Genomic DNA, 18657 nt, shown 5'->3' with positions numbered 1-18657 from the left:
CGACACCGTGGCCGCGGTGTTCTCCCTGCTCGGGCGCCTAAGGAAGAAGGCGGTCGTGGTGCACGACGCGCCGGGGCTCGTCACCAGCAGGCTGCTGCACCCCATGATCAACGAGGCGGCGAGAATCGTGGCCGAGGGCACCGCGAGCGTCGAGTCCGTGGACCGGCTGATGCAGGGGTGCCTCGGCCATCCGTCCGGGCCGCTGCGCACCGCCGATCTGATCGGGCTCGACAATCTCGCGGACGCTCTTCGGCTGCTTGCCGAGCGGACTGGAAATACCGCCTTCGCCCCCTGTGACCTGCTGCGGGAAAAGGTGCGCCGCGGCGATCTGGGCCGCAAGGCGGGGCGCGGTTTCTATGACTACGAAGGGGTGCTTTCATGAGCGCGGAGCAGGCCATCACCGCTGAGGGGATCGCGCAGGAGATCGCGGGGTTCGTCTCGGGGCGGGTGAACGCGGAGGTCCCCGCCGACCAGGACCTGTTCGCCTCCGGGCTGGTGTCGTCGATGTTCGCGATGGAACTCGTCGTCCACCTGGAGCAGGCGTTCTCGGTGCAGATCCTGGGGGACGACCTCAAGCGGGACAACTTCCGCACCGTGCGGGCCATGACCGCCCTTGTGCTGCGGTTGCGCGACGCCGGGCAGCCCGCCGATGCCTGAGCCGCTCGCCGGTGCGCGCGAGCTCGTCGACGACCTCGTCGGCGACCGGGCCGCGGAGTGGGATCGGACCGGTGAGATCCCCGATGAGGTGCTGCGGACGCTGGCGGCCCGCGGCCTGCTGTGCGCGGGGGTGCCGGCGGACCTCGGCGGACTCGGCGCGACCAGCGCGGCGAACGGCGAGTTCACGGCGTATGTCGGCAGCCGGTGCAGCTCCCTGCGGAGCGTGATGACGTCGCAGGGCATGGCCGCGTGGGCCATGGAGCGCCTGGGCGGCCCGCGGCAGCACGCGATGTACCTGCCGAAGCCGGCCGGTGGCCGGCTCGCCGCCGTCGCGTTCAGCGAGGCGGAGGCGGGTAGCGATCTGCCGGCGATGACCACGACCACCGAACCGGACGGGGACGCGGTCATTGTCCGCGGGCGGAAGGTGTGGACCACCGCCGCCCACTACGCCGATGTGATCGTCGTCGGCCGCTACGGCTCCGGTGCGGCGGCCGTGGTGGTCCCCGTCTCGGCTCCGGGCGTCACCGTACGCCGGGTGCCGCGGCCGTCCGGCTGCCGGGCGGCGGGCCACGCGGATGTACGCCTCGACGACGTACGGCTGCCCGCCGACGCGGTACTCGGCGGTGGACAGCCGCTGATGCTGCTGGTGACGACGGCGCTGGCGTACGGGCGGATCTCGGTCGCCTGGGGCTGCGTGGGCATCCTGCGGGCCTGTCTCGACGCCGCCCGCCGCCACGCCCGCGACCGCCGGCAGTCACGATCGCCTTCGTCGACGACTAGCCGGCGGAGCGGGCTGAGGTCCAGTTCACTGCCGGAGGTCCGCGCTTACACCCCGGAGCAGCTGTCCGGCCTCGCCGCCCGGCCGGAGTTCAGCCCGCCCACCGTGACCGTGGACGCGGGCCGCCGCCGGCAGATGTACCAAGCCGGATTCCAGCGGAAGTCGGCCGAGGAGGAGCTCACCGGGCCGAGCGAGGACTTCCTGTGCTCCCTCGGCCTGGTGATGCGCATTCAGCGCGCCACCGAGGAGGAGCTCACCCGGGTCGAGGAGCTGACCCTGCGCACCAGCCAGATGAACGCCACGGGTGTGCACTACTCCATCGCCGCCCTGCGCGCGCTGCTGGCCGACCCGCACCACGAGGTACTGGTGACCACGCTCACCGACCGGTTCGGGCCGCACGGCGCGGTCGGCCTGCAACTGCCGGTCGGTCTTTCCCATGAAGTTGAGAGCCTGTCATTTTTTGCCGTCAGAGCTCTTGTGAGAGGCATCCACCTTCATTACTTTCCAGTAGGTGGCGCCCCGACGATGACAGACCCCCACCTCCAATGGAGTGACCATGCCTCCCGAGCACCGTGGCTCCACCCGAATGGTTCTCTCCCTCGCCGCCGCCGTGGCGCTGGCCGTCACCGGTTCCACGGCGGTGAGCGCCTCCGCACAGCCGAAGGCGGCCGGCCTGCGGGAAGTGATGTTCGTGGGCAACAACTGGGACGGCACCGCCGACGTCATCAAGTCCACCGGCGACTTGGCCAGGATCGGCCGGATCAACGTCATACCGGACAAGGACCAGCGGCTCACCGAGATCTACCTCAACCCCATCAAGCTCGCCTTCTTCCTGGGGATCCGGCTGGGGCCGGGAGAAGGCCACGACCAGTTCGTGGACGACATGTACTCGACCCCGGACGGCTCCGCCATCGTCGTCTCCCGGCCCAGCTTCGCCGACGTGGTCTCGATCGACGTCACGACGGGCAAAGTCAACTGGCGCTTCCCCGTGTCGGGATTCCGCGCGGACCACATGGCCGTGTCCCCCGACGGCAAACGCGTCGCGGTGTCGGCTTCGACGTCGAACACGGTGCATGTCCTCGACATCGAGACGGGGAAGCAGCTCGGTTCGTTCTCCGCCGGTGACAAGCCCCATGAGAACGTCTTCACCGACGGCGGCAAGTATCTCTGGAACATGTCGATCGGTGAGGTCAACACCGACCTGGACGATCCGTCGATGGACTGGACGAAGGGCGACCGGCATATCACCGTGGTCGACACGAACACATATCGGCAGGTCAAGGTCATCGACATGCGCGAACGGCTCGACGCCTTCGGCCGCAAGGACCTGTCCGACGCCGTCCGGCCCGTCGCCTTCACCCCCGATGAGTCCAAGCTCTACTTCCAGGTCTCCTTCTTCAACGGGTTCCTGGAGTACGACGTGGCCAAGGACAAGATCACCCGCGCGAAGACCCTCCCGAAGAACCCGGCGACCAGCGAGGACCGCACCACCTGGGTCAACGACTCCCGCCACCACGGCCTGTCGATGAGCCCCGACGGCAAGAAGCTGTGCGTGGCCGGGACGATGGACGACTACGCGACCGTCGTCAACCGGGAATCGCTCCAGGAGGGCCCCCTGGTGCCGACCTCGAAGCCGTACTGGGCGACGGTGAGCGGCGACGGCACCTCGTGCGTCGTCTCCGAGAGCGGTGCCGACCGGGTCACCGCGATCGACTTCGCGACGGGCGAGAAGACCGCGTCCGTGTCGGTCGGCGACCACCCGCAGCGGGTGCGCATCGGCCATGTGGCCGCCGACTGGACCGGACCGTCGACCTCGTAGCGGTATCCCGGAGCGTCGCGGCGCGCCGATGGACTGGCGGGGGCCGATACGTCACGCGGCCCCCGCCTCGTCATGTCGGCAGTAGTCAGACGACCCCCTGGGCGGTCATGGCCTCGGCGACACGGAGGAAGCCCGCGGTGTTGGCGCCGAGCACGTAGTCGTCGGCGTCACCGCCGTAGGTCTCCGCGGTGGCGCGACACTGCGCATGCACCTGCCGCATGATGGTGGCGAGCTGGTCCTCGGTGCGTTCGAAGCTCCAGCTCTCGCGGGACGCGTTCTGCTGCATCTCGAGTGCGGAGGTCGCCACCCCGCCCGCGTTGGCGGCCTTGCCCGGACCGAACAGAATCCGCGCGCCGCGGAAGATCTCGACCGCCTCGGGCGTGCACGGCATGTTCGCGCCCTCGGCCACGGCCAGCACACCGTTCTTGGCCAGCGCGGTGGCGTCCTGCTGGTGCAGTTCGTTCTGGGTCGCGCACGGCAGTGCGACCTCGCACGGCACGTCGAACACCGACCCCCGGGCGGAGAACCGGGCGGTCGCCTTCACCTCGGCGTAAGCGGAGATCCGCTCACGGCGCACCTCCTTGATCTCCTTGAGCAGCTCCAGGTCGATGCCGTCCTCGTCGACCAGATAGCCGGAGGAGTCGGAGCAGGCCACCACCCGTCCGCCGAGGGCGTGAACCTTCTCGATGGCGTAGATGGCCACGTTGCCCGATCCGGAGACCACGGCCCGCCGTCCGTCGAAGTCCTGGCCGCGCGTGGCGAGCATCTCCTGGGCGAAGTACACCGCGCCGTAGCCGGTGGCCTCGGTGCGGGCATGCGATCCGCCCCAGCCGACCGGCTTGCCGGTCAGAACGCCGGACTCATGGCGGTTGGTGATCCGCTTGTACTGGCCGAAGAGGTAGCCGATCTCACGGCCGCCGACTCCGATGTCCCCGGCGGGCACATCCGTGTGCTCGCCCAGATGCCGGTACAGCTCCGTCATGAACGCCTGACAGAAGCGCATCACCTCGCCGTCCGAGCGGCCCTTGGGATCGAAGTCCGAACCGCCCTTGCCGCCGCCGATCGCCATGCCGGTCAGCGCGTTCTTGAAGATCTGCTCGAAACCCAGGAACTTGACGATGCCGAGGTTGACACTGGGGTGGAACCGCAGCCCGCCCTTGTACGGTCCGAGGGCGCTGTTGAACTCCACCCGAAAGCCGCGGTTGACCTGCACCGTTCCCTGGTCGTCCACCCACGGGACCCGGAAGATCAGCTGTCGTTCGGGCTCGCAGAGCCGTTCCACGATCCTGGCGTGCAGGTACTCCGGGTGGGCCTGGAGCACAGGTCCTATCGCCTGCAGGACTTCGTGTGCTGCCTGATGGAACTCCGTTTCCGCGGGATCCCGGCGGTGGAGATTGCCGTAGACGGCCTCGAGGTAGGCACTGACGTCCATGTGCGCTGTTCTCTCCGTTCGCATGCGTGTCGGCCAGGCGCCGACACGAGCCGTGCTTCAGGCGCTGAAGTGCGCCGACAGCGTACTTCAGCCGGTGTCGGCCTTCAGTGGGGAAGAGACCAGACCTGATTCCTCCGGCGTGCCGGGCCGGGCCGCTGACCACCCGATCAGGGCTCCGCGCAGTGCGCCCATGAGGCGGGTGGCCGCCTCGTCCTCGGTTCGTCCGCTCTTGATGAGGTCGAGGATGTCCCGTGGATCGAACAACGCGTTCCACAGATAGAGGGCTTCGTCGCCCAGGTCTCCCAGACCGAGCTCCTCGGCCGTCTGCCGCAGTGGCTCGGTGAGCGCTTCGGCCTGCGGGGTGAGGTAGCCCGTGCCCTCGCGAAGTCGCTCGAGGTAGCCGCGGTGCGAGCGCATCTGCGCCATCGCGCCGCCGTGCTCGAGGACAAGGGATACCCAGTACCGTGACACCGCGTCGAGCTTGCGCATGCCCCGGGACGTCTGCGCGGCGCTGAAGTCCCTCAGTTCGGAGCCCACTTGGGCGCGGAAGGCGTGCAGGATCTCCTCCACGGAGGAGAAGTGGCGGTAGGCGGTCGCGGTGGACACCTCAGCATGCTTGGCGATCTCCGCGAGGCTGACCGGGGTGGGCGAGTTCTCGAAGAGCCGTGCCGCCGCCTTGATGAGGTGCCTGCGGTTGCGCTCGGTGTCACTGCGCATGGGACGACTCCTCCTCGCGTCCGGGACGGCGTTCATCGCAGGGCGGCGAGGCCGTGGGCCAGCCTGCGGACACCCTCGATGATGGACCGCGGGCCGGCAGCGTACGACAGGCGCAGGTGCCCCTCGCCCCAGGCCCCGAACTCGCTTCCGGGCCGGACGGCGACACCGTGCGCGCGCAGTGCCGCCACCACATCGACGGAGGGCAGGCCGAGGTCGTACCGCGGGAACTGGTAGAAGGCCCCCTCGGGCGCGCTGAGGGTGAGACCGGGGATCGAGGCCAGTTCCTTGCGCATGATCTCGCCGCGTTCCTCGTAGGCGGCGCGCATCCGGGCGACGTCATCCGCACAGCTTTCCACCGCGACGAGCGCGGCGTCCTGGATAAAGGTGTTCACCGACCCGTTGAAGGTGTTGTGGACGCGCGCGGCCGCCTGGATGAGGGACGGCGGACCCCAGAGGTAACCCACGCGCCAGCCGGTCATCGCGTAACTCTTGGAGAAGGTCTGGCAGTAGACGGTCCGCTCGCGCAGCCCGTCGACGGAGACGGCGGAGGTGAAGGGCCGCCCGGTGTAATCCAGGTCGGAGTAGGCCTCGTCGGAGATGACGATCGTGGAGGTGCCGTCGAGCAGGTCGGCGAGCGCGGAGAGTTCCTCGTGGCTGTGGACGATCCCGGTCGGGTTCACGGGGTTGCAGAAGACGAAGAGCCTGGCGTCCGTGAGGGCCGCGGCGAGCCGGTCGAGGTCCCAGTGCAGGTCCGGACCGAGCGGAACGGGTTCGACGACACCCCCGGCCATGGCGACGAGGTCGGCGTAGAGGGAGTAGGTGGGGTCGGGGATGACCACCTTGTCACCGGGGTTGACGATGGAGAGGATCGAGGCGGCGAGGCCGGCGGTCCCGCCCTGGGTGATCAGGATGTCGGCGGCGGAGACCGGCGCTCCGGCGGTGGTGGCGAGCTTCCCGGCCAGCGCTTCGCGCAGGGCGGGTTCGCCGAGCAGGGGCGAGTAGTGGGTCCGTCCGGCGCGCAGCGAGGCTTGGGCCGCCTCGGTCACCAAGGGGGGCGTGTCGAAATCGGGTTCGCCCATGGCGAGGGAGACGAGGTCGGCCCGGGACTGCGGCTGCTGCGTCCGGCGGGACGCGGCCGCGATCCGGGCGACGGCGTCGGCGGTGGCGAACCGGGGCGGCTGCGTGGTGACGGTGGGCGGCATGGCGCTCCTCCTGGTGGCGGGTGGTCAGGCCGGCGGTGCGGCGTCGGCGGGCGCTCCGGCCCAGCGGCTGATCTCGAGGTCGTCGGAGGTGTCGCGCTGCCGGGTGGGGGCCACGACGATCTCCTGGAGGACGACGCGCTGGGGAAGGGTGACGGCGAGGCGGATGGCCTCGGCCACGTCCTCCGGCCGCACCATGGTGGCGCGCTCCTCCGGCTCCGGGGGCCGGGCGCGGTTGTCGAGGATGGGAGTGTCCGCTTCCCCAGGCAGTACGGTGATCGCTCGCAGCCCCTGGTCGCGGAAGGTGTTGTGCAGGAAGGTCATGAAGTTGCGGGCCCCGGCCTTGGCCGCGCCGTAGGCGGCCCCGCCCAGCAGGTTGGGGTTGACGGCGGCGAGCGAGGAGACGGTGACGATCGTCCCGGTGCCACGGCCGAGCATGTCGGGCAGGACGGCCTGGGTGAGCTGGAAGACCGCGGTGAGGTTCACTTCGAGGACCTGGCGCCACTCGTCGTGCGGGAGCCACTGCGGGTTGAGCACCGACGAGGCGCTCCCCGCGTTGTTCACGAGGATGTCGATCGGGCCGAGCGCGGCATGGACCTGTTCGACGACGCGGGTGACGTCCTCGGCGCGGGTGACATCCGCCGCGAGGGGAAGGGCGGTGCCGCCCTCGGCGCGGATCGTGGCCGCGACGGTGTCGAGGACCCGCTGTCTGCGGCCGATCAGCACGGCCGTGGCGCCGTCGCGGGCGAGCAGCCGGGCGGTCTCGAGGCCCATTCCGCTGCCCGCTCCCGTGATGAGCGCGATCCTGCCGGCCGACGGTGCCACCGCTCCTCCTCCATGACTCATCTGCGATCCCAATTGCAAGTGAGAATATCTTCTCACTTAGTGTGTGACAAGGGTTCCTTGAAACCGAGGGCGCCGAACGCCTCGGCGGCGGCATGCCCGAGGGCCCTGACCTCCGCCGCGCGCCGCGCGGACCGCCGCAGCGAGCTCTCCCGGTCGATCCAGCGGAACCGCAGTTCCCGGCCGGGGCCGGCCTGCCCGAGCACCGGCAAGGAGGCGCGTGCGGCAACGCCGACGATCGGATAGCCCGCTGTCAGGCTCCGGTAGCGGCCGAGCACGATCAGTTCATCCGCGTGCGGGATCTGCAACGCCCCGATGGGCACCCCGTGCGAGACGATCTCGGTGTCGCTGTCCGGATGCAGTACGGGGCCGTCGAGACGGAGTCCGACGTGGTTGGAGCGAGGGGTGACGACGTAGGCCGACTCCTCGACCACCTCGCGGATGCCAGGGATCGCGTGGATGCCGTGACTGGCGACGACGTCGATGACCCAGGGGCCGTCCTCGAAGCGGGGCACGGGGACAGGGAGCCGGAACAACGGCGGCTCGAACAGACTGCGGCCGAATCCGCCGAACCCCGTTTCCAGCAGTACGCGCGAGCCCGGGGCGAGGTTCTGCCCGAATCCCATCCGGGCGTCCGGGGCCGCGCTGCCCAGCAGCGTCCGCGCGGCCATTCTGCCGTTCACGGCCAGATAGACGCGGGCTCCCCTGTTCATATCACCGCGGACCCGTATCTCGTGCCCGGCAGGAACGACCAGCGGCGACCAGCCCTCGACCGGCCCGCCCGCGACGGTGACCCGGGCGGGAGCACCGGTCACGGCCACCAGGACGTCCTCGTCGGGCACGAGCGCCAGCTCGCCTCCGAGATTCTCGATCAGGGTCGCGCCCCGGGCGTTGCCCACCAGGAGGTTCGCGACGGTTGCCGAGTGCTGGTCGGCGGCGCCACCGGTGGGCACCCCGCGGCGTTCGGTGTCGTGTCGGCCGAGGTCCTGGAACGTCGTGACCCAGCCGGTGCCGGTGATCTCGAGTGCCACGGTCTTCATGCGCCCTCCCCCGTCGGCAGCGGGAAACCGGCGTTCAGTGCCTCGGCCTCATCCCGTGTGACGGGCACGAAGCGCACGATGTCGCCCGTCCCGAACGCGGCGGGGTCAGGGCGGGAGATGTCGACGATGGTGTGCGGAGTGCGGCCGACGACCCGCCAGCCGGTCGGCCCCGGGAACGGCTGGATGATCGCGTTGGTACCGGCGATCATGACGGCTCCGGGGGCGACATCCGTCCGGGGCTCGGCACGGCGGCGCACCGGCCCGGGTACCTTCAGACCGTCCATCATCGGGGCCATCGCCGCGCCGAGGAGGGCGACGGTGAAGGTGGACTCCGCGATCGCCTCGACGACCTCAGTAGGCCCGAGTCCCAGTTCTTCGGCGACGGAGGCCAGGTCGGGACCGCTGTCGTGGCCGAAGACGACGGGGATCGCGAAGGTCCGTACGGCTCGCCCGCCGTCCGTGGGGCCCGACGGGGATGGCGCCCACCGCGCCACCAGACGAGCCGCGTACTCCACGTGCTGGAGCGCGGTCCGCAGCGGATCGAACTCGATGAGCAGGGATTCGAGACCGGAGACGACGTCGAGCACACCGTGCGGGCGGTGCGCCAGGAACCGGTCTCGGAAAGCGACAATCCCGGCTCTGCGGATCGCCTGGTCGGCGTGGGGGATGGTCACCATCACCGCCGAGTCCCCGAAGGGTTCGACGGTGATGGCGCCGTACTGTGCTGTGGTCATCGCCTGGTGCGCTCGACGTCAGCCGGCGAGCGCGGCCTCCGTCTTCTGTGCCTTCTCCGCCAGGACGTCCCGCAGTCCGGTGACCCGTACGCCGGCGGCGTCGAGTGCTGCCCGCACAGCGGTGCCGTTCTCCAGCACGGCCGGGTGGTCACCGTGCAGGAGCAGGACGTCCGCGTCGTGGCCGAGGGGGACCACCTTGCCGTTGACCGAGCGGACGGTGCCCTCCTGGACGACCTGGGCGGAGCGCCGGCCGATCAGTTCCGGGTCGTGGATCAGACCGCCCTCGTGCGCGCGGGACACCGGCATGCCGTCGTCGCCGTAACCGCGGTCGGCCAGGAAGACGTAGCCGACCTCGAGGCCGCGCTTGCGGGACTCCTCGGCGAGCAGCCCGCGCTGGCAGATGACGATGTAGTCGGTGTTGTACGCGGCGATCGCGTCGGTGATGGCCCGCGCGTGCTTGGCGTCGGTCTGGGCGATGGAGCCCATACGGCCGTGCGGGGCCACATGGCTGATGGTGCCGCCGTGCACCCGGGCGAACGCGTCGAGCGCGCCGAGCTGGTAGAGGACGTCCGTGCGGATCTCCGCCTCGGTGGCCTCGATGAGCCGGCGGCCGAAGCCGACGAGGTCCGGGTAGCCGGGGTGGGCGCCGAGTTCGATGCCCCGCTCGACACAGTCGGCGACGGTGCGGTCCATGATGCGCGGGTCACCGGCGTGGAAGCCGCACGCGATGTTCGAGGAGGTGACGAGACCGAGCAGGGCGGCGTCGTCGCCGATCGTGTAGTTGCCGAAGCTCTCGCCGAGGTCGGCGACGACGGCTACGGAATTGCTTCCCATGAGGTGTCTCCTGAGGTAGGGGCGGGCGCCGAGTGGGATGCCGCCAGGTGGCTCAGTGGCCGGCGAGGGGCCGGCCTTTGGTCTCGCGTACGAAGGCGACAGTGGCCAAGGTGATCAGAGCGGTGAGGATGGAGGCGTAGGCGGGGATCATGTTGGAGCCGGTCGATTCGATCAGCTCGGTCATCACCAGGGGGGCGCTGCCGCCGAAGATGATGGTCGAGATGCTGAACCCGATGCTGTAGGCGGAGTAGCGCACGCTGGTCGGGAACATCTCGGCAAGCGCGGTGTGGACGACGGCGGCGTGCCCGGAGAAGGCGATCGCCAGCACGATGGTGCCGATACAGGCGAGCCCGAACTCGCCCGTGGTGAGAAGCCGGAACATCGGGTACGAGACGGCGGCCATGGCCACGGCCGAGCCGGCGAGGACGGGTTTGCGGCCGATCCGGTCCGACAGGCGGGCCATGAGCGGGATGCATATGGCGATGGCGATCAGGCTGAACGCCGTGACCGTGAGAGCTCGCAGCATGGAGAAGTCGTGCTCGCCGAGCGAGGTCTTCAGGTACGTCGGCATGTAGACGAAGAGCAGGTAGTAGCCGGGGCCGTTGAGCGCGGGGAGGAAGATGGTCAGCCCGATCGCCTTCAGGTGGCGCGGTGAACTCAAGGCTTCCCGCAGCGGGTTGCGCGCGACCGTCCGCTGTTCGCGCAGCGCCTCGAAATGAGGGGTCTCCTCCAGCCGGCGGCGGATGTAGAAGCCGATGTACCCGAGGGGGACGGCCAGAAGGAACGGCAGGCGCCAGCCCCATGAGGTCATCGAGTCGTCGCCGAGCGCAGTGATGAGGATGGCGGAGAAGGCACTGCCGAACATCAGGGCGATGAACGAGCCCACGGCGATGAAGCTCATCATGTAGTTGCGGCGCGAGTCGGGGGCGTACTCGCCGACGAAGGACATCGCGCCGGCCACCTCGCCGCCCGCCGAGAAGCCCTGGAGCACCCGCAGCAGGACCAGGAGGACGGGCGCCGCGACACCGATGACCGAGTGGGAGGGGATCAGCCCGATCGCCGCGGTCGCCGTACTGATCAGGACCAGCAGGGTGGCCAGGAGGGACTTCCGGCCGATCCTGTCACCGAGGTATCCGCAGATGACGCTGCCGAAGGGGCGGGCGGCAAAGCTGATCAGGAAGCCGACATTGGTGAGGAGGAGGCCGCCGGCCTCGGCCTCCCCCATGATGTCGATCGCGAGATAGGTGACGAGCAGGCCGTAGATGCCGTAGTCGTACCACTCGACGAAGGACCCGATCGCGCCGGCGAGGGTGGCCCTGCGGACCACCTTGTCATCGGCGGAGACGACATCGGCGGCTGCTGTATCGAACTGGCCCGGCACCGCCTCCGGGCGGGCTGATGTGGTGTCAAGCCGGTCTGACGCTGTCATACGCGTTCACTTTCGGTGTCGCGGACTCCGGGAAGGGTGTCCTGAAGAAGGATCGTGAGCTGGGCCTGGTAGCCGCCGGCAGCCGCGGTGATGCCGGGGCGCACCCCTGCGCTGTGGTCCGGCGGGGAAGGCGGTGACGGCGTCTCGGGAGAGTTGGGTGGCTTCTGTATGTTCAGGAACCCGTCCGTCCAGGGCTCGCGGTGGTCCGTGCCGGACCGCTCGTCGCGACGGTTCCAAGGTGCGACTTGAATCGCGAATGAGAATAGATTCGCATTCTTGGGGCGGTCAAGGGTCCGCGTTGCCCCCACGTTAACCTTTCGCTTCCGTCGCGCTTCCATCCCGGATTGTCGGAGTTGCCCGGCCGATCGAGGCAGGCTCCGGTAGCGCACTCCGCCACCCCGGCCCTTGTCCTGCGGCGCGGACCGATGCAGACTGACACCCGCGAAACGCGAAAACTTTCGCAGTTTCTATGCCGCACGACACCGCCGCCGGCGCGTTTCATCCCTCGCGCCGGACACCATCCGAAGGAGCCCTCGATGACTGAGGACAACGTGCGCGTGACACCCCCATGGGAACGCGTCGACGGGCAGTTGCTGGACCGGTTCCGCGCCCACTCCGTGGCCAACCTCGGCGATGCGCTCGACCGGCTGAACATCGTCGACGGCGGCATCGCACCCGTCTGGCAGGGCGCCAAGGCCGTCGGAACCGCCCTTCCGGTCCTGACGGTCGCCGGAGACAACAAGGCGGTGATCGCGGCACTCGAGCACATACGCCACGGCGACATCCTCGTCATCAACGCCTTCGGCCACGACGGGCGCGCCGTCATCGGGGACAACCTCGCCCAGCGCTTCGCCGCGTACGGGGCCGTCGGCGCGGTCGTCGACGGCTATGTCCGCGACGCCGCGATCATCGAGGAACTCGGTGTTCCCGTCTTCGCCCGGGGGCTCACCCCCGCCGGCCCGTTCAAGAACGGGCCCGGCGCCATCGGCGAACCGGTCGCCATCGGCGGCGTCGTGGTGAATCCCGGGGACATCGTCGCGGCCGACGGCGACGGCGTCATCGTCATCCCGCCCCACCGGGCCCATGAAGCGCTGACGTCGGTGCAGGAGATCGTCGCCCGCGAGGCCGCCCTGGACGCCGAGGTCGAGGCACTGCGGAACGCGGGCGTCCGATGACCGGCCGGAACCAGGCGGGAGGCCGTCTCCGTGTCGCGGTCGCCGCCCCGCTGTCAGCGGAGAACCGCGCCCGCGTCAGGGAGCTGGAGCCGCGGATCGACCTCGTCGTCGACCATGATCTGCTGCCCCCGATGCGCTGGCCCGCCGACTTCGCGGGAGACCCGGCCTGGAAGCGCGGCCCCGCGCGGCAGCGCGCCTACGAGGAGGCCATCGACTCCGCCGACGCCCTGTACGGCGTCCCCGACGTGGACCCGGCCGCCCTGGCGCGAGCCGTCCGGGCCAATCCGCGCCTGCGCTGGGTACACACCATGGCGGCGGGCGGGGGCAGCCAGGTCAAGGCCGCCGGGCTGCGTCCCGACGAACTCGACCGTGTCCTCTTCACCACCTCGGCCGGGGTCCACGGACGCCCGCTCGCGGAGTTCGCCGTCTTCGGCGTGCTCGCGGGGGCCAAGGACCTGCCCCGCCTCAGCCGCCGGCAACGTGACCGGGAGTGGAGCGGCCGCTGGACGATGGGACAGGTCAGCCGCCAGACCGTTCTCGTCCTCGGCCTCGGCGGGATCGGCCGGGCCGTCGCCGGGGCACTCCAGGCGCTGGGTGCGTCGGTCATCGGCACGAGCCGGTCAGGCGCCACCGTCCCCGGTGTCTCCACCGTGATCCACCCCGACCGCATCACCGAGGTGGCACCGACCGTGGACGCCGTCGTGAACACGCTCCCCGGCACCGAGGCGACCGAGCACCTCCTCGGCGAGCGGTTCTTCGACGCCCTACGCCCCGGGGCCTCCCTCGTCAACGTCGGCCGCGGCAGCGTCGTCGACGAGGCCGCCCTGGCCCGCGCGCTCGACTCGGGCCGGGTCGGCTTCGCCGCGCTGGACGTGTTCGAGACGGAGCCTCTGCCGGTCGACAGCCCGCTGTGGGACCACGAGCGGGTTCTGGTGAGCCCGCACACCGCCGCGCTCGACGCGGCGGAGGACCGCCTCATCGCCGAACTCTTCGCCGCCAACGCCACCCGGCTCCTCGACGGACACGAGCTGATCAACCGTGTCAACACCGTCGAGTTCTACTGACCAGGGAGACCACCCGCGCATATGGCCTCTCCCCGGAGCCCCGGCTCAGTCCGGCAGCCCCCACGGCTTCGCGTCGCCGACGGCCGGTACGTCGCGCGGGCGTAGATCCGGGTGGGTGCCGCGCGGAGCGACGACGGCCGTCTCGTCCCGGCCGAGCGGGATCTCGATACGGCCGGGGCCCGTCTCCCGGTACCGCAGCCCGCGGCCGTGCTCGTCCCGTACGTCGATGGCGCCGGCGATGCCGTGCTGCAGCACCAGTGGCGCACCCGCCTCGCTGTGGACCCGCACCCACCGGGTCCTGCCGCCGGAGCGGTCCGCGTCGACGAGGAACGCGCCCTGGGCGCGCAGTGCCTGGAACGAGACGTCGGGCCAGCGCCGTGAGACGGAGGGGAAGACCCGGACGACGCCGCCATGGCTCTGTATGCCCATGTCGAGGATCGACTGGGCCGTGGTCAGCGGGCTCTCGATGCCCAGGTTGGTGTCCTCCGCGTACATGGTGTTCGCGGTCATGTAGCAGTCCATGTAGGACTCGTCGAAGAGGTTCCCGGTGAAGGTGGTGAGGAAGTCGAGGGCGTCCTCGGGCCGCCCCATCCGCGACGCCATCGAGGAGGCCGCCGCGTAGCTGTATCCCGCCCAGAGGCTGCGGTCCTCGGTCCAGTGGTCGAACGTGGTCCGCATGATGTCCCGGTCGGCCGGCCGGTCCCAGGTGAGCTCGTGCAGCGGGTACAGCCACAGCATGTGGGAGAAGTGGCGGTGGGAGTCGGCGAGGGGTGTGCCGGCGCCGATCAGGACGCCGTCCGCGCCGCGCGGATAGTCGACCAGACGGCGCAGGATCTCCCGCCAGCGCCCGGCGCGCGGGTTGTCGGTGCGGAGGATGCGCAGACAGTCGAGGAGCGTGGCACAGCCCCAGCGGAGCAGGGAGAGGTCGTAGGTGCAGTCCACCGCGTCCGCGTACTCCGGGGACCGGGCGAGTGGCAGATGCAGCTTGCCGTCGCCGCCCTCGTGGAGGAAGTGGTCGTAGTAGTTCACCGCTTTGACGAGGATCGGGTAGAGGACGTCGCGCACGATGCGCGTGTCCATGGTGTGCCGGTAGCTGAGCCAGACGTTGTGCATGGCCCAGGAGAGGTTGCCGTTGTTGTCGGTCTTGGTGGAGGTGCCCGGGACGCCGACGGTGTGGGCGCCGGGGCGCAGCGTCCAGTCGGAGGGGTGGGACAGGGCGTAGATCTCTTCGTTCGGGATCTCGGGCGGGAGGGACAGCGGCAGGTTCTTCTCGAAGCTCTTGAAGGTGGAGGTGACGGAGTCGAGTTCGAGGTGGTTGGAGCCCTGGATCAGCCAGGTGGCGATCTGGACGTTGAGGTTCCACCAGACCGCGGTCCAGCTCCCCCCGGTCTCCGGGTACCAGGGTCCCCACTCGGACATCGAGGGTCCTCCGGCGCGGGTGGCACAGGCGGCCTTGTAGAGCTGGATCCAGTAGAAGTCCTGAATCCGCTTGTCGGGCACGGAGAGCAGGCTGCGCTCGTAGAAGCGGTTCCACCAGCCGCGGTGCTCGCGCACCAGGTCGTCCGGGTCCTCGGCCAGGGTGCGCGCCACCTCGGCCACGGCGAGTTCGGTGGTCTTCGAGAGGTCGTCGGGGTAGCGGTAGACGATATGCGCGGCGAGCAGCCTGCCGGTACCGACCCGGCGTTCACGCCAGGCGGTGGTCCACCCGCCACCGGCGATCAACGGCTGTTCGACGTAGTGGGTGGCGCCCGTGGAGCCGGTGCGGGGGTCGGGGTTGCCGGTGTAGTCGGCGGGCCTGCCCTTCGTCCGGGGCGAGATGGCGGACATCCATGTGAACGACCAGGCGGCGCTCTCCTCCCCCGCGCTCGGCCGGGTGGAGATCAGCAGCGCGGTACGGGCGTTGTGCACCAGCATCGAGAAGCGGACGCTGCCCCGGGTGGTGGTGATGGTGCCGTTCAGCTCGGCGTCCCAGATGTCGAGGGTCCAGTCGACATCGGTCACCTCGCCCGCCAGCGTGAGGTCGAAATGCCCTATGGGCAGCCGTGAGTAGCCGTACGTGGCGGCCCACTGGGGTCGCTGGTCCTGTACCTGATTGTGGCTGACCATCACCTTCACGGAGTTGGCCGTGGCGCCCCGGTAGACGTTCACCCCGAGCAGACCGTTGCCGAGGAAGGGACCGTCCTTCCAGTCGCCGGGCATCCGCCGCCACAGCGGAGCGGCGGCCCTGGCCAGCCGTTCGGCCAAGTCTCCCGACCCGCCGGGCCCCCGGGGCGCGGCCCAGGCGGTACCGGAGCCGGTCAGCGGCCCTCCGGCACCGAGCGCGACCGCCGAGCCGGCTACGGCCGCCGAGCCGATCACTCCTCTTCGAGAGATCCCGTTCCCTGTCGTCGGGGTCACGTATGTGCCTCCCATATCCGGTGGTGAACTACCCGGCATGGTGCAGGCCGTATGGGGTTCAGGGGAAGACCTCCGACGTATCGGAATTCAGAAGAGCCCATATCCGCAGGTGAGTTGGATCGCTCAGTGGCCGTCGAGCTGATGGAGGACGCCAGCCAACCGATGTATAAGCCTCCTCCGGCGAGCGCGAGGATCCACGCCCGCGTCATGTGGTGTCCAAGCCCCGTCAATTCCGCCTACGTGATACCTGTCTAGGGTTCAAGGCCGTGGGACCCCGCCGTCGGCCGGCGGTGGGGAACGGTCACGGCACTCCTTGGAGCCAGAGTGAAACGTCGCACCCTCTTGCGTGCCGCCGTCATCGGCGGCTCCTCGGCAGCTTTCGGCGGAACCCTGTGGCGCGGCGCCGCGTACGCCGCACCGGCGCAGCCGGGCGCCGGGCCGTACGGGGCGCTCGGTTCGCCGGACGCCAACGGCGTACGGCTTCCCGCCGGGTTCACCAGCCGGGTGATCGCCCGTTCGCGGCAGACGGTCGCCGGCACCTCGTACACCTGGCACGACGCCCCGGACGGCGGAGCCTGTTACGCCGACGGCAGCGGCTGGATCTATGTCTCCAACTCGGAGATCAACCCGTCGGGCGGGGCGAGCGCGGTGACGTTCTCCTCTGCCGGGGCAATCACGGGCGCGTACCGCGTCCTCTCAGGTACCCGGCAGAACTGCGCGGGAGGCAAGACCCCGTGGAACACCTGGCTGTCCTGTGAGGAGGTCGACCGCGGCTATGTGTACGAGACCGACCCGTGGGGCGTGAAGGCCGCGGTGCGGCGCGACGCGATGGGCCGCTTCAAGCACGAGGCGGCGGCGGCCGATCCCGTCCGCCGGACCGTCTACCTGACCGAGGACGTCACGGACGGGTGCTTCTACCGTTTCACGCCGACGACGTGGGGTGACCTGTCCTCCGGCAGGCTGGAGGTCATGGTCGCCGGTTCCGGCACCAGTGGCCCCGTCACCTGGGCGACCGTGCCGGACCCGACCGGCGCCACCGCCACCCGCAACCAGGTGACCGGGGCCAAGCGGTTCAACGGCGGCGAAGGGTGCTACTACGCCAACGACACCTGCTGGTTCACCACCAAGGGCGACAACCGGGTGTGGCAGTACGACGCGGCCGCCCGGACGATAGAACTGGCCTATGACGATTCGCTGGTGACCGGCGGCACGGCCCCGCTGACCGGTGTGGACAACGTGACCGGGGCGTCCTCCGGCGATCTGTACGTGGCCGAGGACGGCGGGAACATGGAGATCTGCGTCATCACCCCGGACGATGTGGTGGCCCCGTTCCTGCGCGTCGACGGCCAGTCGGGCTCGGAGATCACCGGCCCGGCGTTCTCGCCGGATGGCAAGCGGCTGTACTTCTCCAGCCAGCGCGGCACCAGCGGCAGCTCGTCGGGCGGCATCACCTATGAGGTGACGGGGCCGTTCCGCGGCTGACGGCCTGCGGTGAACCGGAGCCGGAGCCGCTGCCGGTCAAGGGCCCGACAGCGGCTCCGGGCCACTCCGCTCACTGAGCGACCTCTGCCCCATCGCCTTCACGACCGCGCCCCTCCACCGCACAATGCCAAGGAGCGGCCGGTCAGCCGGGTCGAGCCCGAGGCGAGATCGCGAGGCGTGGACATGAACTGGACGAGGTGGATCGCGATAGGACTGGGCGTCATCGCCGACAGCCGCGACATCGGCAGGAGACTGAAACAGCACCCGGACCAGGTGAGTACGGGCCGGGACTGGCTGCTGCGTGAGGAGGATCGGGACGACGACACCCGCGACCTCCGGTATCTGGCCCTGTGGCGGCGACGGAGCTGGAATGCGGCCGACGCCGTGGAACCGTACGAGCGGCTCGTCGCGGTACGGGCACGGGCGTGGGGCGCGGGCCATCCCCTCGTCCTGGACACCCGGCTCAGCCTCGCCGGTGTGCGGGCGGAGGCCGGTGATGTGGCCGGAGCAGCGGAAGCGTACGAGCGCCTGCTGGCCGACGCGGTGCGGGTACTCGGCGAGGACCACCCCCGGATCCCGTGGATCCGGCGCAACCTGGCCCATTGGCGGCGGAAGAAGCGCTGGGTGCCGCCGCCGCTGCCGAGGATGATCGAGGTGGAGGGGCCGGTCCGGGAGGACGCGCTGCGCAAGGAGCCCCACGGCACCGCCGCCCTCCGGAACCTGGCCACGGTGCGGTGGAATTCAGGGGACGACGTCGGTGCCGTGGAAGGCGTACGAGCATGTGCTGACGGAGCGGGTGCGGGCGTGGGGCACCGACCACGACGTCGCGCTGGTCACCCGGCTCACTCTGGCCGACATGCGGGCGGAGGCCGGTGATGTGGCCGGGGCCACGGAAGCGTACGAGCACCTGCTGGCCGACACGGTGCGCGTGCTCGGCGAGGACCACCGTGGCACCCGGTGGACCCGGCACAAGCTGGCCCTGTGGCGGGGAGAAGCCCGGACACCAGCACGGCGCCGGTATTGATCTCGTCCGCCGGCCGGCCGGTGATGCCGAGCG

General features: G+C 70.1%; 17 protein-coding genes and 2 pseudogenes. 10 read left to right on the top strand and 9 right to left on the bottom strand.

Going from position 1 to position 18657, the window contains the following annotated elements; all coding sequences use genetic code 11:
* Nucleotides 1–7 precede the first annotated feature (7 nt).
* The 5 genes and pseudogenes from GWI24_RS44690 to GWI24_RS00480 all read left to right on the top strand — a co-directional run bounded on the left by GWI24_RS44690 (nt 8) and on the right by GWI24_RS00480 (nt 3254).
* Entirely contained in the window at nt 8–382 is a 375-nt protein-coding gene (locus tag GWI24_RS44690) for a 3-hydroxyacyl-CoA dehydrogenase family protein (RefSeq protein WP_308343259.1), read from the top strand.
* The gene (locus GWI24_RS00495; protein WP_210943783.1) at nt 379–657 is read left to right on the top strand and encodes an acyl carrier protein; all 279 of its coding nucleotides are present in this window, start codon (nt 379–381) and stop codon (nt 655–657) included. Before GWI24_RS44690 ends, GWI24_RS00495 begins: the two co-directional genes overlap by 4 nt.
* Nucleotides 650–1423: pseudogene (locus GWI24_RS00490) on the top strand (acyl-CoA dehydrogenase family protein); the annotation flags it as partial. The gene GWI24_RS00495 and the pseudogene GWI24_RS00490, both read left to right, overlap by 8 nt.
* A pseudogene (locus tag GWI24_RS44685) lies at nt 1414–1855 on the top strand (hypothetical protein); the annotation flags it as partial. The pseudogenes GWI24_RS00490 and GWI24_RS44685, both read left to right, overlap by 10 nt.
* Before the next feature lie 136 nt (nt 1856–1991).
* The gene (locus GWI24_RS00480; protein WP_210943779.1) at nt 1992–3254 is read left to right on the top strand and encodes a PQQ-binding-like beta-propeller repeat protein; all 1263 of its coding nucleotides are present in this window, start codon (nt 1992–1994) and stop codon (nt 3252–3254) included.
* A gap of 85 nt (nt 3255–3339) precedes the next feature.
* On the opposite strand, the gene gdhA is transcribed toward GWI24_RS00480, so the two are convergent.
* From gdhA to GWI24_RS00440, 8 genes are all read right to left on the bottom strand, one after another.
* Nucleotides 3340–4686: an NADP-specific glutamate dehydrogenase gene (gene gdhA / locus GWI24_RS00475; protein WP_210943777.1), complete on the bottom strand. Its 1347-nt coding sequence runs from the start codon at nt 4684–4686 to the stop codon at nt 3340–3342.
* Between the two features lie 87 nt (nt 4687–4773).
* The gene (locus GWI24_RS00470) at nt 4774–5403 is read right to left on the bottom strand and encodes a TetR/AcrR family transcriptional regulator (RefSeq protein ID WP_210943775.1); all 630 of its coding nucleotides are present in this window, start codon (nt 5401–5403) and stop codon (nt 4774–4776) included.
* A gap of 32 nt (nt 5404–5435) precedes the next feature.
* Nucleotides 5436–6605 carry a pyridoxal phosphate-dependent aminotransferase gene (locus GWI24_RS00465; RefSeq protein ID WP_210943773.1) on the bottom strand — a complete coding sequence of 390 codons (1170 nt, stop codon included), beginning with the start codon at nt 6603–6605 and terminating at the stop codon, nt 5436–5438.
* Nucleotides 6606–6629: 24 nt separating this feature from the next.
* Complete coding sequence (locus GWI24_RS00460; protein WP_210943772.1) at nt 6630–7427, bottom strand: SDR family oxidoreductase; 798 nt, start codon at nt 7425–7427, stop codon at nt 6630–6632.
* 53 nt (nt 7428–7480) lie between these two features.
* A complete protein-coding gene (locus tag GWI24_RS00455) occupies nt 7481–8485 on the bottom strand; it encodes a biotin-dependent carboxyltransferase family protein (RefSeq protein WP_210943770.1) in 1005 nt (334 codons plus the stop codon).
* Nucleotides 8482–9219 (bottom strand): allophanate hydrolase subunit 1, encoded by a 738-nt coding sequence (locus tag GWI24_RS00450; protein WP_210943768.1) that lies wholly within the window; start codon nt 9217–9219, stop codon nt 8482–8484. The genes GWI24_RS00455 and GWI24_RS00450 overlap by 4 nt, the downstream gene beginning before the upstream one ends.
* 18 nt (nt 9220–9237) lie before the next feature.
* Nucleotides 9238–10053, bottom strand: a complete 816-nt coding sequence (locus tag GWI24_RS00445) for a LamB/YcsF family protein (protein WP_210943767.1) — start codon at nt 10051–10053, stop codon at nt 9238–9240.
* Between the two features lie 52 nt (nt 10054–10105).
* Nucleotides 10106–11482: an MFS transporter gene (locus tag GWI24_RS00440; protein ID WP_210943766.1), complete on the bottom strand. Its 1377-nt coding sequence runs from the start codon at nt 11480–11482 to the stop codon at nt 10106–10108.
* A 536-nt stretch (nt 11483–12018) separates the two neighbouring features.
* Between GWI24_RS00440 and GWI24_RS00435 the strand changes: the two genes are divergently transcribed.
* On the top strand, nt 12019–12657 hold the full coding sequence (locus tag GWI24_RS00435) for an RraA family protein (protein ID WP_210943765.1): 639 nt from the start codon (nt 12019–12021) through the stop codon (nt 12655–12657).
* Nucleotides 12654–13721, top strand: coding sequence for a D-2-hydroxyacid dehydrogenase (locus GWI24_RS00430; RefSeq protein ID WP_210943764.1), 1068 nt, complete (start codon nt 12654–12656; stop codon nt 13719–13721). The genes GWI24_RS00435 and GWI24_RS00430 overlap by 4 nt, the downstream gene beginning before the upstream one ends.
* A gap of 45 nt (nt 13722–13766) precedes the next feature.
* Here the strand turns inward: GWI24_RS00430 and GWI24_RS00425 are convergent, their stop codons facing one another.
* On the bottom strand, nt 13767–16118 hold the full coding sequence (locus tag GWI24_RS00425) for a glycoside hydrolase family 95-like protein (RefSeq protein WP_374103248.1): 2352 nt from the start codon (nt 16116–16118) through the stop codon (nt 13767–13769).
* 324 nt (nt 16119–16442) lie between these two features.
* Here GWI24_RS00425 and GWI24_RS00420 point away from each other — a divergent pair, with 324 nt between their 5' ends.
* The 3 genes from GWI24_RS00420 to GWI24_RS00410 all read left to right on the top strand — a co-directional run bounded on the left by GWI24_RS00420 (nt 16443) and on the right by GWI24_RS00410 (nt 18624).
* Nucleotides 16443–17600, top strand: coding sequence for an alkaline phosphatase PhoX (locus tag GWI24_RS00420; RefSeq protein ID WP_210943761.1), 1158 nt, complete (start codon nt 16443–16445; stop codon nt 17598–17600).
* Between the two features lie 183 nt (nt 17601–17783).
* The gene (locus GWI24_RS00415; RefSeq protein WP_210943759.1) at nt 17784–18476 is read left to right on the top strand and encodes a tetratricopeptide repeat protein; all 693 of its coding nucleotides are present in this window, start codon (nt 17784–17786) and stop codon (nt 18474–18476) included.
* Complete coding sequence (locus tag GWI24_RS00410; RefSeq protein ID WP_210943757.1) at nt 18457–18624, top strand: hypothetical protein; 168 nt, start codon at nt 18457–18459, stop codon at nt 18622–18624. The genes GWI24_RS00415 and GWI24_RS00410 overlap by 20 nt, the downstream gene beginning before the upstream one ends.
* The last annotated feature ends 33 nt before the right edge of the window (nt 18625–18657 follow it).

The sequence above is a fragment of the Streptomyces sp. MK37H genome, from assembly GCF_018035285.1.
Classification (GTDB): domain Bacteria; phylum Actinomycetota; class Actinomycetes; order Streptomycetales; family Streptomycetaceae; genus Streptomyces; species Streptomyces endocoffeicus.
Note: the sequence above shows the minus strand (reverse complement) of the source record. Positions and strands in the feature narration are given on the sequence as shown.

Bases quoted from the DNA above. Each gene is read 5' to 3' on its own strand.
- GWI24_RS00450 (WP_210943768.1), bottom strand. From the start codon at position 9,219: ATGACCACAGCACAGTACGGCGCCATCACCGTCGAACCCTTCGGGGAC.
- GWI24_RS00465 (WP_210943773.1), bottom strand. From the start codon at position 6,605: ATGCCGCCCACCGTCACCACGCAGCCGCCCCGGTTCGCCACCGCCGAC.
- GWI24_RS00470 (WP_210943775.1), bottom strand. From the start codon at position 5,403: ATGCGCAGTGACACCGAGCGCAACCGCAGGCACCTCATCAAGGCGGCG.
- GWI24_RS00445 (WP_210943767.1), bottom strand. From the start codon at position 10,053: ATGGGAAGCAATTCCGTAGCCGTCGTCGCCGACCTCGGCGAGAGCTTC.
- GWI24_RS00410 (WP_210943757.1), top strand. From the start codon at position 18,457: ATGCGGGCGGAGGCCGGTGATGTGGCCGGGGCCACGGAAGCGTACGAG.
- GWI24_RS00415 (WP_210943759.1), top strand. From the start codon at position 17,784: ATGAACTGGACGAGGTGGATCGCGATAGGACTGGGCGTCATCGCCGAC.
- gdhA (WP_210943777.1), bottom strand. From the start codon at position 4,686: ATGGACGTCAGTGCCTACCTCGAGGCCGTCTACGGCAATCTCCACCGC.
- GWI24_RS00430 (WP_210943764.1), top strand. From the start codon at position 12,654: ATGACCGGCCGGAACCAGGCGGGAGGCCGTCTCCGTGTCGCGGTCGCC.
- GWI24_RS00495 (WP_210943783.1), top strand. From the start codon at position 379: ATGAGCGCGGAGCAGGCCATCACCGCTGAGGGGATCGCGCAGGAGATC.
- GWI24_RS00455 (WP_210943770.1), bottom strand. From the start codon at position 8,485: ATGAAGACCGTGGCACTCGAGATCACCGGCACCGGCTGGGTCACGACG.
- GWI24_RS00480 (WP_210943779.1), top strand. From the start codon at position 1,992: ATGCCTCCCGAGCACCGTGGCTCCACCCGAATGGTTCTCTCCCTCGCC.
- GWI24_RS00435 (WP_210943765.1), top strand. From the start codon at position 12,019: ATGACTGAGGACAACGTGCGCGTGACACCCCCATGGGAACGCGTCGAC.
- GWI24_RS00440 (WP_210943766.1), bottom strand. From the start codon at position 11,482: ATGACAGCGTCAGACCGGCTTGACACCACATCAGCCCGCCCGGAGGCG.